The organism is Roseovarius pacificus (assembly GCF_900142665.1).
GTDB lineage: Bacteria > Pseudomonadota > Alphaproteobacteria > Rhodobacterales > Rhodobacteraceae > Roseovarius > Roseovarius pacificus.
Genome location: NZ_FRBR01000003.1, coordinates 238943 through 253939 on the forward strand (window position 1 = coordinate 238943; position 14997 = coordinate 253939).

The 14997-nt window shown below is 66.5% G+C and carries 12 protein-coding genes; 2 read left to right on the forward strand and 10 right to left on the reverse strand.

What is annotated here, in order from left to right:
- Positions 1–86: 86 nt before the first annotated feature.
- From BUB53_RS08525 to BUB53_RS08550, 6 genes are all read right to left on the reverse strand, one after another.
- Positions 87–554, reverse strand: a complete 468-nt coding sequence (locus tag BUB53_RS08525) for an Hsp20 family protein (RefSeq protein WP_073034278.1) — start codon at positions 552–554, stop codon at positions 87–89.
- Positions 555–694: 140 nt separating this feature from the next.
- Positions 695–1492 (reverse strand): trypsin-like serine peptidase, encoded by a 798-nt coding sequence (locus tag BUB53_RS08530; RefSeq protein WP_073034279.1) that lies wholly within the window; start codon positions 1490–1492, stop codon positions 695–697.
- Between the two features lie 48 nt (positions 1493–1540).
- Positions 1541–2872, reverse strand: coding sequence for a glycolate oxidase subunit GlcF (gene glcF / locus BUB53_RS08535; RefSeq protein ID WP_073034280.1), 1332 nt, complete (start codon positions 2870–2872; stop codon positions 1541–1543).
- Positions 2873–2931: 59 nt separating this feature from the next.
- Positions 2932–4065: an FAD-binding protein gene (locus BUB53_RS08540; RefSeq protein WP_073034362.1), complete on the reverse strand. Its 1134-nt coding sequence runs from the start codon at positions 4063–4065 to the stop codon at positions 2932–2934.
- A 63-nt stretch (positions 4066–4128) separates the two neighbouring features.
- A complete protein-coding gene (locus BUB53_RS08545; protein WP_073034281.1) occupies positions 4129–5568 on the reverse strand; it encodes an FAD-linked oxidase C-terminal domain-containing protein in 1440 nt (479 codons plus the stop codon).
- Between the two features lie 348 nt (positions 5569–5916).
- A complete protein-coding gene (locus tag BUB53_RS08550; RefSeq protein WP_073034282.1) occupies positions 5917–6834 on the reverse strand; it encodes a DMT family transporter in 918 nt (305 codons plus the stop codon).
- Between the two features lie 106 nt (positions 6835–6940).
- On the opposite strand from BUB53_RS08550, the gene BUB53_RS08555 reads away from it, so the two are divergent.
- The gene (locus BUB53_RS08555; protein ID WP_073034283.1) at positions 6941–7624 is read left to right on the forward strand and encodes a helix-turn-helix transcriptional regulator; all 684 of its coding nucleotides are present in this window, start codon (positions 6941–6943) and stop codon (positions 7622–7624) included.
- A 36-nt stretch (positions 7625–7660) separates the two neighbouring features.
- Here the strand turns inward: BUB53_RS08555 and BUB53_RS08560 are convergent, their stop codons facing one another.
- The 4 genes from BUB53_RS08560 to BUB53_RS08575 are packed head-to-tail and all read right to left on the reverse strand — an operon-like array spanning position 7661 to position 14341.
- Positions 7661–9709, reverse strand: a complete 2049-nt coding sequence (locus tag BUB53_RS08560) for a hypothetical protein (RefSeq protein ID WP_073034284.1) — start codon at positions 9707–9709, stop codon at positions 7661–7663.
- Positions 9706–12462 (reverse strand): DUF4159 domain-containing protein, encoded by a 2757-nt coding sequence (locus tag BUB53_RS08565; protein ID WP_073034285.1) that lies wholly within the window; start codon positions 12460–12462, stop codon positions 9706–9708. The genes BUB53_RS08560 and BUB53_RS08565 overlap by 4 nt, the downstream gene beginning before the upstream one ends.
- Positions 12462–13337 (reverse strand): DUF58 domain-containing protein, encoded by an 876-nt coding sequence (locus BUB53_RS08570; protein ID WP_073034286.1) that lies wholly within the window; start codon positions 13335–13337, stop codon positions 12462–12464. Before BUB53_RS08570 ends, BUB53_RS08565 begins: the two co-directional genes overlap by 1 nt.
- The gene (locus tag BUB53_RS08575) at positions 13334–14341 is read right to left on the reverse strand and encodes an AAA family ATPase (RefSeq protein WP_073034287.1); all 1008 of its coding nucleotides are present in this window, start codon (positions 14339–14341) and stop codon (positions 13334–13336) included. Before BUB53_RS08575 ends, BUB53_RS08570 begins: the two co-directional genes overlap by 4 nt.
- A 70-nt stretch (positions 14342–14411) precedes the next feature.
- On the opposite strand from BUB53_RS08575, the gene BUB53_RS08580 reads away from it, so the two are divergent.
- Positions 14412–14993 (forward strand): DUF1285 domain-containing protein, encoded by a 582-nt coding sequence (locus tag BUB53_RS08580; RefSeq protein WP_073034288.1) that lies wholly within the window; start codon positions 14412–14414, stop codon positions 14991–14993.
- The last annotated feature ends 4 nt before the right edge of the window (positions 14994–14997 follow it).

The window sequence follows — 14997 nt, forward strand, 5'->3', positions numbered from 1 at the left end:
ACGGTTTTGGATACCATGGATCACGACAAACAAAAGCCCGGCCAGTTCGACTGGCCGGGCACGTCTCTTTCAGAGAGGCCGAACCGTTAGTTGACGGCCGTACCCTCGACAACGTCTTTCTCGATCACGTCGCCGCTGGCGATTTCGATCCGGCGGGGCTTCAGCGCCTCGGGCACTTCGCGCACAAGGTCGATATGCAGCATGCCGTCGGCATGGCTGGCGCCCGTCACCTTGACGTGATCGGCCAGTTGAAACTTGCGTTCAAAAGCACGGGTGGCGATGCCGCGATGCAGGAAAGTACGGTCGCTGTCGTCCTCGGCCTTGCGGGCCGACACGATCAAAGCACCGTCTTTCACCTCGACCGACAAATCGCTGTCGGCGAAACCGGCAACGGCGATTGAAATCCGATAGGCGTCATCGGCGGTCTTTTCGATATTGTAAGGGGGATAAGTGGGCTGTCCCATGTCGCTGGACAGGACACGGTCCATCATGTCCGCGATCTGGTCGAACCCGACAGTGGCCCGGTACAGGGGCGCGAGATCAAAGTTACGCATTGGTCATCCTCCGTTGAGCGATACCTGATGTATTGCCTTCCCATGGGGACAGGCGGTTGACGCCCGGCCCGCCTGTGCGGCACCGGGACTCTGCAGATTTGGGAAGCGTCGTTCGGGATTTCAAGACCGCTTTGGCGGTCTCAGGGACGGGCGAATTTGGCGCTTTCCGGGCGGCTCGCCCCGGTCGAGAACATGCGCCGCGCGCCGTCTTCGCCCGCACCGCTTTCATAGGCGGCCATCAGGTCTTGCAGCGGGCCTTCCAACTGGGTGCCGAGCGAGACCTTGCGCCCGTCCATCTCCGCCATCGCCGACACCACGGAAACGACACGGGGCACGCCCGCCTCGAACGTGAAAATCGGCGCGCCAGAAGCCCCGAAATCGACCTCGCAGGACATGATCAGCACGCCCTGACGCCGCGTCACGACATCGCACATTTCCTGAAGCGAGGGCGCATCGGCCCGTCCGCGCGCATAGCTGACCACACCGATCTGCTGGCCCTTGCGCGGCTGGTGATCGGTCTTGAACGGGACAACGCGGGTATTCCGCACCGGGTGGTGCAGTTCCAGCAGCGCCAGATCGTTGCGCACGCGCTCGGCGGGTTCCTTACGGTCGAACGCATAGTCGGGATGAATCACCGCGCGGCGTACCCACCGATAGGCCGAAGCGCGGCCATTGCGCCACCCGGCCAGAAATTCGATCTTTTCATAGTCCAGACGCGCGCCGGTCTCGCGATCGAACAGACAATGCGCGGCGGTCAGCACCAGATCGGGGGCGATCAGCGCACCGGTGCAGAATCCGCGACCTGCCAGATCGAGACGGCCCACGGCCTCCCATGCGCGGCCCTCGTCCCCGGTATCCAGACGCTGGAGGCGGCTGTCTTCGGCGGCGGCCATACCGGCCAGGCCCATGACAAATGACAGCAGCAAATATTTCAGCATGGGCCCTCCAACGGTTTTAATGCGGGCTAGCAGGGGTTTAGGGCCAAATTAGGGCGCATTGCGCAGGTTTGGAACTTGCGAACCGGTGTTGTGGCCGGGACGCATCGCAGGAGGTCGGGGTCCGCCTGTGGCCCAATCCAGTAACTCGACAGTATGCACCACGGGCGTGTCCGTTCCCGATCCGATCTGCATCATGCAGCCGATATTGCCCGCCGCGATGACATCGGGGTTTCCGGCCTCCAGCGTGCGCAGCTTGCGCGCCTTGAGCTGGCCTGAAATCTCGGGTTGCATCAGGTTATAGGTACCCGCACTGCCGCAGCACAGATGGCTGTCGGCAGGTTCGACCACGGCAAAGCCCGCGCGTTTCAGCAAGTCCTTGGGATAGGTCTTGATCTGCTGGCCATGCTGAAGCGAACAGGCGGCGTGATACGCCACGGTCAGATCCCTGACCTCGCCCTCGGGAAGGTCGAGCTTCATCAGCACCTCGCTGACATCCATGGCGATGCCCGACACCGCAGCGGCCTGTTTGGCCAGGGCATCGTTGCGGAACATATGGCCATAATCCTTGACCGTCGTGCCGCAACCGCTGGTATTGATCACGATGGCATCCAACCCACCGTTTTGCATCTCGGAATGCCACGCACGTATATTGCGGGCCGCCGCGCGGTGGCTTTCATCCGTCTTGCCCATGTGATGCGTCAGCGCCCCGCAACAGCCCGCGCCACGGGCCACGACCACCTCACAGCCCAGCCGGGTCAGCAGGCGGATCGTGGCGTCGTTGATATCGGTATTGAGTGCCCTTTGCGCGCAGCCGGTCATCAGCGCCACGCGCATCCTGTGTTCTCCGCGCGCCGGGAATGTCTGCGGATCGTCATTGCGGCTGACCGGGGGCACCTGTTTCGGGGCCATGTCCAGCATCACCCTGAGCCGCGGATCGGGCATGAACCGTGCCAGTGGGCGGCCGATTTTGGCCCCCAGCAAGGCCAGCCGGAAACGCCCCGGATAAGGCAGGATTTTAGACAGGGTCCAGCGCAAGGCGCGCTCACCCAACGGGCGCTTGTAGCGCTGTTCGATATACTCACGCGCATGATCGACAAGATGCATGTAATGCACCCCCGACGGGCAGGTCGTCATGCAGGCCAGGCAGGACAGGCAGCGGTCGATATGCCTGACGGTCTTCGCATCGGGCACCCGGTCGTTTTCCAGCATGTCCTTGATCAGGTAGATGCGACCCCGGGGACTGTCCAGTTCGTCACCCAAAACCTGATAGGTCGGACAGGTCGCGGTGCAGAACCCGCAATGCACACAGGCGCGCAAAATCTCGTTCGAGCGTTGGATCGCCGGGTCGGTCAACTGCTCTGGTGTAAACTCGGTCTTCATCTAATCGCTCATCGCTTGTGCCGTATAACGCCCGGACCGGGGCAAGATCGCCGCCACCATCAAGCCGCCACCCCCATCAGGCCGAAGTTGAACAGACCGCGCGGGTCAAACCGTTGGCGCAGGCCGCATTGCAGGGCCTCGATCGTCGGATCGAGCGGATGGAACGCCGCATCGCGCTCGCCCCCACGGATCAGCGTTGCATGCCCGCCGACCCCGGACAGCGCCGCGCGCACATCCCCGGCTGCCGTCCCCTCCGGCACCAGCACCCAGATCAGCCCCCCGGCCCAGTCATACAACGCCCGGGCGCTGGAAATTCCGGCCACCACACCCGCCGCATCCGACGGTTTGACCGACAGCCGCCAGACATCGCCAGAAACCCCATGGAAAGGCTTTACATCCCGGATGCCTTGCCAGGTTTGCCTTGTCCGCGCCGTGTCATGATCAATCTGCACCTCCCCGAACGCGGCCAACAATCTGGCCATCTCGGCAGCCCGATAGGCAACCGAGCGCTCCGTGCCTTCCAGCCGCAACAATGTCAGCGGCACACCCTCCGGCCCGTCAGGCCGGTGCGCTACACCCGTCACCTCGAACGGCGAACCGAGCGCGCGCGCCATGACCCTGATCGCGGTCCCATCGTCCAGTCCGGTCAGCGTGAGCGTGGCCGCCGTGGCGGTATCGGGCAGGACCTTCAGCGCCACTTCGGTCAGCACGCCAAGGGTTCCGTAACTGCCCGCCATCAGCTTGACCAGATCGTAGCCGGTGACATTCTTCATCACCCGTCCGCCATTGCGCACCACCTGCCCGCGCCCGTCGACAAAGCGCACACCCAACAGGAAATCCCGTGCCGCGCCGGCCTGAATCCGCCGTGGCCCCGAGACATTGGCAGCGAACACACCGCCAATGGTCGGCACCCCCTCTGTTCCCAACAAACCACGGTGATCCATCGGCTCAAACGCCAGCCGCTGACCTTCGGCGGCCAACACCTGTTCGATCTCGGCCAGCGGAGTGCCCGCCCCGGCCACCAGCGTCAGCGCGCCGGGTTCGTAAAGCGCGATTCCCGACAGGCCAGAGGTGCTGAGCGGCATGCCCGCCACCGGCCCGCCAATCGGGCGCGTTCCCCCGCCCTGAACATGAAACGGCCCCTCGGCTTCGGCCACGATGGCGGCCAGTTCGGCCTCGGTCTGGGGGATCAGCATTTTCATCTTTCTCAAAATACTCCGGGGGAGTCGCCCACCGGGCGACGGAGGCAGCGCCCCCTATTCGGCGGCGATCCTGTGCGCCTCGCTTGCGGCCAGGGGGAAGACCTTGGCCGGGTTGAGCAACCATTTCGGATCGAACACATCCTTTACCGCCATCTGGATCTCAAGGTCTTCGGGGGCGTATTGATCCGTCATCAGGTCACGTTTTTCGATGCCCACGCCGTGTTCGCCCGTCAGGCAGCCGCCGACTTCGACGCAGAGCTTCAGGATTTCCGCCCCGAGCGCCTCACACCGTTCCAGATCGCCGGGTTTGTTGGCATCGAACAGGATCAACGGGTGCATATTGCCATCGCCCGCGTGGAACACGTTGGCCACATCCAGCCCGAATTCCCCGGACATCTCGCCAATGCGCCGCAGCACATAGGGCAGTTCGGTCACCGGGATCGTCCCATCGAGGCACATGTAATCGTTGATCTGCCCCATCGCCCCGAAGGCCGATTTGCGCCCCAGCCAGATACGCGCGCTTTCCTCTGCCGAGGTGCTCTGGCGCAGTTCGACCGGGTTGTGGCTGTGGGCGATTTCCATAATGGTTTCAAGCTGTTCGTCGATTTCCGCATCCGATCCCTCGACCTCGACGATCAGCAGCGCCTCGCAATCGGGATAGCCTGCCCTGGCAAAGGCCTCGCAGGCGCGGATACAGGGGCGGTCCATGAATTCGATCGCCACGGGCAGGACACCGGCCTTGATGATGTCGGATACGCATTGGCCGGCCACTTCGTTGCTGTCGAATCCCATCAGGACGGGGCGGGCGCCCTCGGGTTTGTGCAGAATGCGCAGGGTGGCTTCGATCACGACGCCGAGTTGCCCTTCGGAACCGCAGACAAGGCCCAGAAGATCGTACCCGGCGGCATCCAGATGCGCGCCGCCAAGTTCGATCACGGTGCCGTCCATCAGCACCATGGTGACCCCCATCAGATTGTTGGTGGTCACCCCGTATTTCAGGCAATGCGCCCCGCCGGAATTCATCGCCACATTGCCCGCTATCGCGCAGGCCAACTGACTGGAGGGGTCGGGTGCGTAGAAGAATCCATCGGCCTCGACCGCGCCGGTCACCGACAGGTTTGTGCGCCCCGATTGCACGCGGATGAAGCGATTTTCGTAATCTGTTTCAAGCACTTGGTTCAGCCGCGCCACCCCGAGGATCACACTGTCTTCGGTCGGCAGGGCCCCACCGGCCAGTGACGTGCCCGAGCCGCGCGGCACCACCGGCACACCCATCTCGTGACAGATGCGCAGCACGTCCGACACCTGTTGCGTCGAGGACGGCAAAACGGCGGCGAGAGGCGGGCATTTGTAGGCGGTCAGGGCGTCGCATTCATAGGCGCGGGTTTCGGCGGGGTCGGAGATCAGGGCATCGGACGGCAAGACGCCGGACAGGCGCGCAAGCAGCTGGGGTTTGCGGGCCAGAATATCCGGGTTGGGGCGTGGCATTTCCATATCTGACCCTCCTATTGGTAACAAAATATAACCAATTTAAGATTCTGGCAAGTCCTTCCCACCGCATCGCCACAGGCCAACAGCCGGCCGGAGTTTCGTACGTTTCGTACAAAGCGTACACGGGTTTTGTACGAAAATCGGGCCGGTTCCGAAACTTTGCGTACGCAATCCGGCTTTTCCGCCCGGCAGTAACCGTTTCGCAACCTTTTCCGCGCAAGGTGACGGCAGGTGTCTCAGGCCGATCATGACCGCGCGAACGGGCCCTCTGTCATCGCGGTCAGCCCCCCGCGACGCGGCCAAAACCGCGAGGCGGGGGGCGGAGATCAATCCGGCTGACGCCGTGACACCCTACAGGCCATTTCGCGGCGGCCCCGCGACGGGTGCCTTGCCTGAAAGTGGAGACTGAATTTTGCGGGTTTGCGACCAGACGACAGCGAAAACGATCAACGCGCCACCGCAAAGGGCGCGCGGTGAGGGGCTTTCGGACAGGATCACCCATGCCAGCACCGGTGCAAGGGGCACTTCGAGCGTGGACAACAGCGCCGTTTCAGCCGAGGGCAGCCGCCTTGCGCCTTCGGACAGCGTGACGGAGGCCACGGCGAACACCAGACCGAACCCCACCAGAATCGGAAGCTCGTCAAGGGCGGTGCCGAAGGGCTGGCCGAACATCGCGGCGACCGGCAGCAACAGCACGGACGACAAGGCGGCGGGCAGTGCCGCGGTGGTGTCGGGATACGCGCGGTACACCACCATCGTTCCGGCCATCATGCATGTCATGACAAGGGCGAGGGCATCGCCGGCAAGACTCGCCCGGCCCAGAGACCCGGATACGATCACCAGAACGCCGATGAAGGCGGTGGCGCTTGCAATGACGACGGTGCGGGTCGGGGCCTCTTTGATCAGAAGCCAGGACAATCCGGCCGCCATGAACGGCGCGGCGGCATAGATCAGGGCGACATTCGCGACGCTGCTGAGCTTGAATGCGGGAATGAACGCGGCGGTCCCGGCAGCCATCAGGACGGCGACGAGACAGGCGGGCCTGCCGAACGCCCGGATTTCCGTGACAAGGCGCCCCCGAACGGCGAGGTAGATCAGCGTGAAGGCGGCAGCGGCCAGTCCGCGCCAGAAGATGATGCCCCAGGCCCCGGTCGCCACGCCGTTGGTGAAGATGCCTGCGGTGCTGAACACGATGGCGGAAACGGTCACGAGGACAACGCCCGCGCTGCGGGCCGGGGATGTTGGTGATGCCGGTCGGGAAAGGGTCATGGCGGGACTCCGGTGTGGTTTGCCGGAGACCGGGATATCCGATCCCTGTTGCCATATATGTGTCAGCAGTGATCTGATAGGCGCACAGGAAACCGACGGGTGCGCCATGAGCAAGAGCGACAGGTTCTTCGAGATCATCCAGCTTCTGAGGCGGGCCAAACGCCCGCTTCTGGCCCGCGAAATGGCTGAGGAACTGGAAGTATCCCGGCGCACGATCTATCGCGACATCGCCACATTGCAGGCCATGCAGACCCCGATCCTTGGCGAGGCCGGAATCGGATACGTGATGCGCAAGGGCTACGATCTGCCGCCAATCAATTTCGACATTGACGAAGCGGACGCCGTCGCCGTGGGGCTGAGCATGGTGGCGCGCACCGGCGATCCGGGGTTGTGGCGGGCGGCGCGGCGCGCCTCGCGCAAGCTGAGCGAAACCTCGCCCGGAACACGGCGGCTCGTGGCGTCGAGCTGGGGCGTCGAGGCCACGCCCGCGATCGATCTATCGGCCCTGCGCCAGTTGATCCGCGACGAGCGCAAGATCAGGCTGACCTACGAGGACGCCAGGGAAGAGCGCACCGCGCGCACCGTCTGGCCGCTGGTTCTGATCTATTATGTCGATACCGCGATGCTGGTCGGGTGGTGCGAATTGCGCCGCGACCTGCGGCATTTCCGGGTGGATCGCATGGTGGATTGCACCCCGCTGGAGGACGGGTTTGCGGGGCTGGGCGCGGCGCTGGTGGCGCGTTGGGAGGACACCCGGAAACAGGAAACCGTTTCGACGAAAGAGCTGTGACCGGAGCGGCGCGCGCCCTGCAACCCGTGGCGCGGGCTATCGCCGCCCTTCGCGCAGCCAGCCGCCGACCGTCAGCGCGGCGATCAGGGCCAGCACGGCCCAGACCGGCAGCAGCGGGGTTTGGGTGACGGACAGGGTTTCGAACGCGTTGCGCGGGGTCAGACCGATCCAGCCGCGCCCCGAGGCGGGGCGGCCCGCGCGCACGTCGCGGATGCGGGGCAGACCGTCCTCGAGCGCCATGGCGCCGCCACCGGTGCGTTCGAGCATGGGGTGCAGGGGTGTGGCGCTGGCGATGGTGTGTTCGAACTCGACCGGGGCGGCGGGGCCAAGGCCGATCACGGCGGTCTGATCGCCGTTTTCCAGCCGGTAGAGCCCGATTTCGGGGCCGTCGAAAAGGGTTTCGAACCTGCCGGGGCTGACCTCGTCCAGATCGCGCTCGACCGTATCGCCCGACGGGGTGGTGATGATCACCGGCCCCACGGTATCGGACAGAGACCGGCGGATGATGCGCATTTTCTGGCCCGTGGCCTCGGCCCAGAGGGCCTCTTCCTCGAGTTCGGGTTCCTTCATCATCCAGTGGGCGAGGCGGCGCAGCAGTTCCAGTTGCGGGCCGCCGCCTTCGTAGCCGCGATTCCACAGCCACGCGTGATCGGAGGCCAGAAGCGCGACACGCCCTTCGCCGACGCGGTCCAGCACCAGAAGCGGGCGGTCGTCCTGCCCGGTCATCACCATGTCGCCCGAGGTTTGTTCGACGTCGATCTGGCGCATCCAGCGGCCCCATTCACCGTCGAATTCGCGTTCGAGCCCGGCCGTCACCGGGTGGCGCTGGCCCAGATCGGTGACGGCGGGGCGGTAACGCTGTTCGATCACGCGGGCGGTGGGGCGCGCGGGCACGATGGACTGGATCGGCGTGCGATAGAGACTGTCGGCGCTGGCGAAATCCGGCCCGGCGGCGAACAGAACCGCGCCGCCCTGTTCGACATAGGCGCGCACGTTGTCGAGATAGAGCGAGGGCAGGATGCCGCGCCGCTTGTAGCGGTCGAAAATGATCAGGTCGAAATCGTCGATCTTTTCGAGGAACAGCTCGCGCGTGGGAAAGGCGATGAGCGACAGTTCCCGCACGGGCACGCCGTCCTGCTTGGCCGGGGGGCGCAGGATGGTGAAATGCACCAGGTCGACCGAACTGTCGGATTTCAGAAGGTTGCGCCATGTGCGCCCGCCGGCGTGCGGCTCGCCGGAAACCAGCAGCACCGACAGGCGGTCACGCACGCCGTTGATCTGCACGAGCGCGGTGTTGTTGCGGTCGGTCAGTTCGCCCGGCGCTTCGGGCGTGGTGAATTGCAGCACGTTGCGCCCGCCATGCGGCAGGGTCAGGGGCAGGTCGATATCGCGGCCCAGGGGGACGTTGAAGCGGCGCGGCTCTTCGCCGTCGATGGAAATGTCGAGCGGCACGGTGGTCACGCCTTCGGGGGCGGCACCGTCATCGGTGACGGTCAGGGTCATGGTGACCTCTTCGCCCAGGATGGCGAAGGCCGGGGCGTTGGTGATGGTCAGGCGGCGGTCCCAGTCGGTCTCGCGGCCGGTGTGCAACAGGTGCAGCGGCGCGGGCAGGTCGGGGGCGCGGTCGGTGTCGTGGATGCGGCCATCGGAGAGCAGGATCGCGCCGGCGATGCGCCCGCGCGGTTCCTCGGCCAGGGCTTCGGCGAGGGCGGTCATGGCCTGTGTGCCGCTATTGTCGGCCCCGTCGGGAATGGGGATGCGCCGGACCTCGGTATTGGGGCGGGCGGTGAGGTGTGCGGCGAGGTCTTCGGCGGCCTGTGAGGTGGTGGCGGCGCGGTCGGCCAGTTGCTGGCTGGCGCTGCGGTCTTCGAGCAGCAGGACGATATCGCTGAGCGGTTCGCGGTTCTCGACCTGATAGACCGGGCCGGACAGCGCGGCGAGGATCGCCAGACCGGCCAGCGCCCGGAGCGGCCAGCCCGACAGCCCGCGCCACAGCGCAAGGGCGATCCCGGCGGCCAGGGCCACGCCGAGCGCCGCGATCAGCGGCCACGGCAGGAGGGGGTCGAACAGCACCGATCCGGTCATTGGCCCAACCTGTCGAGAAGCGCGGGCACGTGCACCTGGTCGGATTTGTAATTGCCGGTCAGCACGTGCATCACGAGGTTCACCCCGAAGCGGAACGCCATTTCACGCTGGCGTTCCCCGGCATAGCCGCGCCCCACGGGAAACAGCGCGTTGCCGCGGTCGTCCATCGCCCAGGCGGCGGCCCAGTCGTTGCCGCCGATGACCACCGGCGTCACGTTGTCGTTGAGGTTGCGGAAGGGCATGCCCTCGACCTGTTCGGCGTCGGGCGGGGCGGCCTCGACCCAGACGGGGCGGCCGGAGTGGCGGCCCGGAAAATCCTGCAACAGGTAGAAGGTGCGCGTCAGGACGTGATCCTCGGGGATGGGTTCGAGCGGCGGGATGTCCAGCGGACGCGCCAGCCGTTGCAGCATCTGCCCGTTGGGCGAGGACGCGCCGAAGCCCGCCACGTTGGCGTCGCGGGTGTCGAACAGGATCATGCCGCCGGTCCGCAGGTAGGCGTTGAGCCTTGCATAGGCCTCGTGCGAGGGGATCGGCTGATCCGGGGTGACGGGCCAGTAGAGCAGCGGGTAAAACGCCAGATTGTCGGTTTCCAGATCGACGCCGATGGGCGCGGCGGGTTCGACGGAGGTGCGGAAAAACAGGGTTTCGCTGAGCCCCGACAGCCCGGCGCGGGCGGTGTCGTCAAGCCGGGGGTCGCCGGTGAGCACATGGGCAAGGACGACTTCGGAAGCGGCGGCGAGTTCCTTGTCGATATCCTGTTGCGCCTGAGCGGTGTCCGGCACGGGCAGGATCAGTGCGGCAAGGATCAGCGCGGCGGCGCGGGCGGGCCAGAGCCGCCCGGACAATGCCAGCGAGGCGATGATATCGCCCATCAAAAGCAGCATCGACAGCGCCAGAAGCCAGCCGCCAAGCGGGGTTTCCGGCGCGCGGGCCAACCCCCTGACGGGCACGCGGGCGGGCCATGTGGCGGGGGCCAGCGTGGTTTCGGCGCGCATCACGTTGAGGGCAAAGCGGCGGTCCGGCCCATCGTAGAGCCCCGGTTGCAGGTCGGGGCCGAGCGCATCGGTTATCAGCCGTTCCCCGGCGATGCCCGGCAGGGTTTCGGCATCGCGCAGCTTGCCGAAGCCGTCGAGCACCTGGGTGGGCTGCCATGTGGTGCCTTGCAGCTCGGCCATGTCGGGCAGAGCCACGGCGGAGGACACGGCGAGGCGTTCGAGCATCTGCACGAACAGGCCCGACAGCGGCAGGGTGGACCATTCGGCATTGGCGGTGACATGGAACAGCACCACCTGCCCCGCCCCGACGCGTTTGCGCGTGACCAGCGGCGTTCCGTCGGTCAGTTGTGCGATCACACGGTCGGCCAGCGTGGGATCGGGTTGCGCCATGACCTGCGCCGAAACGGTGACGTCATCGGGCACAGGCAGGCCCGCGAAGGGGCTGCCATCGTCGAACGGGGCGAGGGTTTTCGGCTCTCCCCAGCTCATCGCGCCGCCGACGGTACGGCCCCCGGCGCGCAGGCGCACCGGCAGGAGCGGCGATTCATCCGAGCGCGACACGTCCGAGGCGGCAAGGCGCGCCCCGGCAAAGCGCAGGAGCAGCCCGCCCTGATCCATCCAGTCCAGAAGCGCGTCCTGTTCGGCGGTGGACAAGGTGGCCACATCGGCCAGAACGATGACATCGGGATTGGCTGGCAGAACATCCATCAGCGCGCCGTCCAGCAGGTTGGCGGAAGGGATGAGCGCCTGTTCGAGGTAATGCAGCGGCGAGAGCAGTTCCAGCCCTTCGCGGTTTTCGCGGCCCGCGATCAGGGCGACCTCGCGCCGCTTGAGGCTGTCGTCGGTCAGGGTGACGGCCCCGGCGGTGTTCTGACCGGTGATTTCGAATCGCGTGAGGCGGGCGCGCAACTCGGCCGGCAGGGACAGGTCGCCGGTGGCGGTGGTGGCATCCGTATCGAAGCGCAGCGGGAGCGTGGCCAGAAGGCGCGGCAGGCCCTGCGGATCGCGGCCATGCGCCTCGACCGTGATGTCGCGCGCCGCGCCCGTGCGGGCGCGCTGTGCGGTCAGCCTGACGGCGTTGTCCTCGATTTCAGCCGGGGCAAGGGCGAGGATCGGGGCCGGGCTTTCGTAGACGGTGACGGGGCCGCGCGTTTCGAGTTCGGCCAGCAGGGCTGCGCGTGTCTCGCGGGCCAGCCCGTCGGACATCCAGCGGGTTTCGAAATCGCCCTCGGGCAGCGCGGCGAGGGCGCGCTCCATCATCGCGGGGGTGGCGGGCCATGCCTGCGGCACCAGCCCCGACAAGCGGCTGCGCCAGTTCTCGGCGGCGCGGAAGGCGGCGGGCTGTGGATCGGTCAGGCGCAGGATGGCGACGGGGCGCGCGTTGCGCCCGGCCTCGGCCAGCATGTCGTCGAGCAGCGCCGATTGCGCGGGCCAGTCGCGGGCGCTGGCCCAACTGGCGTCCAGCACGATCAGGAGCGGGCCGGTCTGCGCCTGTTCGCCCTGAGCGCGCGGATTGAGCACCGGACCGGCCAGCCCGACGATCACGGCGGCCACGGCCAGCATCCGCAGCAGGAGCAGCCACCACGGCGTTCGGTCGGTCACGGTATCGTCGTCCTTGAGCCCCAGAAGGAGCGCCACGCCGGGAAAGCGGCGGCGGATCGGCGCGGGCGGCACGGCGCGCAGCAAGATCCACAGGATCGGCAGCGCGGCCAGCGCCAGCAACAGCCATGGCGCGGTAAAGGCGACGGGCCCCAGCATCAGGCGCGCCCCCCGTCAAAGGCGCGATAGAGCCACAACAGGGCCGATTGCGCGCTGTCCGAGGTGTGGTGCAGCCCGTATTGCCAGCCGGTGGCGAGGCACAGCGTTTGCAGCTCGTCCTTGCGGGCGGCGAGGCGATCCAGATAGCGGGTGCGCAGATCGGACGCCTTGAGCGTTTCATGCGAGAACGTTCCGCCGACGCTTTCGAAAATGGTGCGCCCGCGATAGGGAAAGGCCTCTTCCGCAGGGTCGAGGATATGCAGCAGGACGCCCTGAACACCGCGGTCGGCGGCCTTGGTCAGGGCGGCGCTGACGCCGTCGATCTCGCCCATGAAATCCGACAGGAACAGCGCGCGGCCATGCGGCAGCAACCCGCGCAGATCGGGCGTGCCGTATTCCTCGTCGCCGTCCTGCGTGAGCGCCTCGGCCAGCCGCGCGATCTGGGCGCCGCCGCGACGGGGCGGCAGGGTATGGCCGGTCAGGCCCACACGCTCGCCCGCGCGGTTCAGCAGGATCGCGACCGCCAGCGCCAGCAGGCGGGCGCGGTCGGATTTCTCGGGCAGGTCATCATTGGAGGCAAAGCGCATCGAGGCCGCGTCATCGGCCCAGATCATCACGCTTTGGGCGATCTGCCATTCGCGTTGCCGCACGAACTGCGCGTCGGATTTGCCCGAGCGCCGCCAGTCGATATCGCGCAGCGCATCGCCCGCCATGACCGGGCGGTATTGCCAGAAATCGTCGCCCATCCCCGAACGCCGCCGGCCATGTTCGCCCAGGAGGACGGTACCGGCCAGATGCTCGGCCCGCGCCATGAGCGGGGGCAGAGCGGCTGCCTCGGCCTCGGACCGGGCGCGAAGATGGGCGGATCGGGTCACGCTGCGGCCTCGATCCGGGTGACCTGTGCGACGGTGTCGGCGATCAGGCCGTCGAGGCTTTCGCCCCGTGCCCGCGCGGCGAAGTTCAGCGCCATGCGGTGGACCAGAACCGGCTGCGCCATGGCGGCGACATCGTCGGTATCGGGGGCGAGGCGGCCCTGCAACATGGCGCGGGCGCGAACGGTCAGCATCAGGGCCTGCGCGGCGCGCGGCCCCGGCCCCCAGGCCACGTCCCGGCGCACGGCCTCGGAGGCGCTGTCGTCTTCGGGGCGGCAGGCGCGGACCAGGTCGAGGATGCATTCGACCACCGATTCGCCCACCGGCATCCGGCGCAGCAGGGTTTGGGCGGCGATCAGTTCGGCGGGGGTGAATACCTGATGCGAACTCGCCTCTTCGGCGCCGGTGGTGGCGAGGAGGATGTCACGCTCGGTGTCGCGGTCTGGATAGGGCACGTCGATCTGCACGAGGAAACGGTCGAGCTGAGCCTCGGGCAAGGGATAGGTGCCTTCCTGTTCGATGGGGTTCTGCGTGGCCAGAACGTGGAACGGCGGATCGAGCGGGCGGTCCTGCCCGGCGACGGTGACCTGACGTTCCTGCATGGCCTGCAACAGCGCCGACTGGGTGCGCGGGCTGGCGCGGTTGATTTCGTCGGCCATCAGAAGCTGGCAGAAGATCGGGCCGGGGATGAACTTGAACGTGCGTGTGCCGTCGGCGCCGGTTTCCAGCACCTCGGAGCCGAGGATGTCGGCGGGCATCAGATCGGGGGTGAACTGCACCCGGTTGGCGTTGAGACCCATCACCGTGGACAGGGTTTCGACCAGCCGCGTCTTGCCCAGCCCCGGCAGGCCGATCAGAAGCCCGTGCCCGCCGCTGAGCAGCGCCGAAAGCGAAAGGTCGACCACACGTTCCTGCCCGATGAAGCGGCGGGTGATCGAGGCGCGCGCCTGCGCCAGCTTGTCTTCGAGCGCTTCGATCCCGGCCAGCAGATCGGCGTCATCGGTCATGGCAAAACTCCCTGTCAGGCTATATCGTTCATCTAAGAGTGTATCGCGCACAGATGAAATGGCAAAAGCAATGAGCAAAGACCGGATCACGACCCTGTCAACAGAGAGCCTTGCCGCCTCGGCACGGGCGGCTCAGGGCAAGGGATTGCCGCCGGTGGACCGGTGGAATCCGCCGTTCATGGGCGATCTGGACATTCGCATCGCGCGGGACGGAACGTGGTTTCACGAGGGCTCGCCCATCAACCGGCCCGAGCTGGTCCGGCTGTTTTCCACCATCCTCAAGCGCGAGAGCGACAGGTTTTTCCTGGTCACGCCGGTGGAAAAGGTGGGAATCACCGTCGAGGACGCGCCGTTTGTCGCCGTGGATGTCGAGGCCGAGGGCGACGGCCCCGCGCAGGAGCTGATTTTCGAGACCAATGTGGGGGATCGCGTGGTGGCCGGGGCGGAAAACCCGATCCGGGTGGAGCGCGATGGCGAAACCGGCGAACCTTCGCCCTATGTGATGATCCGCGCAGGGCTGGAGGCGCTGATCGACCGCAAGAGTTTCTATCGCCTGATCGAGTTGGGCGCGCGGCGGGACGGCTGGTTCGGGCTGTGGTCGGGCGGCGAATTCTTTCCGGTGATCCCCGAAGACGACTTGCCGGAGACCTGACCGC

What these genes read in the sequence shown, in the direction of transcription:
- glcF (WP_073034280.1), bottom strand. Translation starts at nt 2,872, where the DNA reads ATGAAGACCGAGTTTACACCAGAGCAGTTGACCGACCCGGCGATCCAA.
- BUB53_RS08580 (WP_073034288.1), top strand. Translation starts at nt 14,412, where the DNA reads ATGAGCAAAGACCGGATCACGACCCTGTCAACAGAGAGCCTTGCCGCC.
- BUB53_RS08550 (WP_073034282.1), bottom strand. Translation starts at nt 6,834, where the DNA reads ATGACCCTTTCCCGACCGGCATCACCAACATCCCCGGCCCGCAGCGCG.
- BUB53_RS08565 (WP_073034285.1), bottom strand. Translation starts at nt 12,462, where the DNA reads ATGCTGGGGCCCGTCGCCTTTACCGCGCCATGGCTGTTGCTGGCGCTG.
- BUB53_RS08545 (WP_073034281.1), bottom strand. Translation starts at nt 5,568, where the DNA reads ATGGAAATGCCACGCCCCAACCCGGATATTCTGGCCCGCAAACCCCAG.
- BUB53_RS08530 (WP_073034279.1), bottom strand. Translation starts at nt 1,492, where the DNA reads ATGCTGAAATATTTGCTGCTGTCATTTGTCATGGGCCTGGCCGGTATG.
- BUB53_RS08555 (WP_073034283.1), top strand. Translation starts at nt 6,941, where the DNA reads ATGAGCAAGAGCGACAGGTTCTTCGAGATCATCCAGCTTCTGAGGCGG.
- BUB53_RS08560 (WP_073034284.1), bottom strand. Translation starts at nt 9,709, where the DNA reads ATGACCGGATCGGTGCTGTTCGACCCCCTCCTGCCGTGGCCGCTGATC.
- BUB53_RS08525 (WP_073034278.1), bottom strand. Translation starts at nt 554, where the DNA reads ATGCGTAACTTTGATCTCGCGCCCCTGTACCGGGCCACTGTCGGGTTC.
- BUB53_RS08575 (WP_073034287.1), bottom strand. Translation starts at nt 14,341, where the DNA reads ATGACCGATGACGCCGATCTGCTGGCCGGGATCGAAGCGCTCGAAGAC.